The sequence below is a fragment of the Micromonospora mangrovicola genome (assembly GCF_047200535.1).
Lineage (GTDB): Bacteria > Actinomycetota > Actinomycetes > Mycobacteriales > Micromonosporaceae > Micromonospora.
In genome coordinates, this window is record NZ_JBJZOG010000238.1 from 1 (window position 1) to 1,139 (window position 1,139).

The 1,139-nt window shown below is 64.9% G+C and carries 1 protein-coding gene; it reads left to right on the plus strand.

The window, feature by feature from the left end; genetic code table 11:
* The first annotated feature begins 47 nt into the window (after positions 1-47).
* On the plus strand, positions 48-1,139 hold the full coding sequence (locus tag ACL02O_RS34250; protein WP_412822329.1) for an IS630 family transposase: 1,092 nt from the start codon (positions 48-50) through the stop codon (positions 1,137-1,139).

Here is a 1,139-nt window from a genome sequence, read left to right on the forward strand (position 1 = left end):
CTAGTGTCGTGCGCCTGAAGTTCGCCATCTAATTGTAGGCTGTGTGGATGGCGGGTCGTGGGCGTCCGAAGGTGGAGTTGATTCTCAGCGAGGATGAGCGGTCGATGTTGCGGCGTTGGTCGCAACGGGCGAAGTCGTCGCAGGCTCTCGCGTTGCGGTGTCGGATTGTGTTGGCGTGTGCTGACGGTGCCTCCAATGTGGAGGTCGCTGAGCGGCTCGGGGTTGACCGCACGACGGTCGGTAAGTGGCGGTCGCGGTTTCTCGCTCGGCGGTTGGATGGCCTTGTCGATGAGGATCGGCCTGGCCGTCCGCCGTCGGTCACCCTGGACCAGGTCGAGGACGTGGTGGTGGCGACCCTGGAGCAGACCCCGCGTAGCGCCACGCACTGGTCGCGGGCGTCGATGGCCGAGCGGACCGGGCTGTCGAAGTCCACGATCGGGCGGATCTGGCGCGACTTCGGCCTCAAACCGCACCGGGCAGAGACGTTCAAGCTGTCCACCGACCCGCTGTTCGTGGACAAGGTCGTCGACGTGGTGGGGCTGTACCACAACCCGCCTGAGCGGGCGGTGGTCCTCTGCGTGGACGAGAAGAGCCAGGTCCAAGCCCTGGACCGGTCGCAACCGGTGCTGCCGATGATGCCCGGCATGCCTGAGCGGCGCACCCACGACTACGTGCGCAACGGCATCACCAGCCTGTTCGCCGCGTTCAACATCGCCGACGGCACGGTGATCAGCGAACTGCACCGCCAGCACCGTGCCACCGAGTTCAAGAAGTTCCTGACCACGATCGACAAGACGGTGCCGGCAGAGTTGGACGTCCACCTGGTCTGCGACAACTACGGCACCCACAAAACCCCGGCCATCAAGGCGTGGCTGGCCCGCCACCCCCGCTTCCACGTGCACTTCACCCCGACCGGATCCTCATGGATCAACCAGGTCGAACGCTGGTTCGGCTACCTCACCGAACAACTCATCCGCCGCGGCGTCCACAAAAGCGTCCACGCCCTCGAAGCCGACATCCGAGCCTGGATCCGGGACTGGAACCACAACCCGAAACCGTTCGTGTGGGCCAAGACCGCCGAGGAAATCCTCGACTCCCTCGCCCGATATTGTCGGCGAATTTCAGACGCGGGACACTAG

Coding starts and splice junctions, on each gene's coding strand:
- ACL02O_RS34250 (WP_412822329.1), top strand. CDS start 48: ATGGCGGGTCGTGGGCGTCCGAAGGTGGAGTTGATTCTCAGCGAGGAT.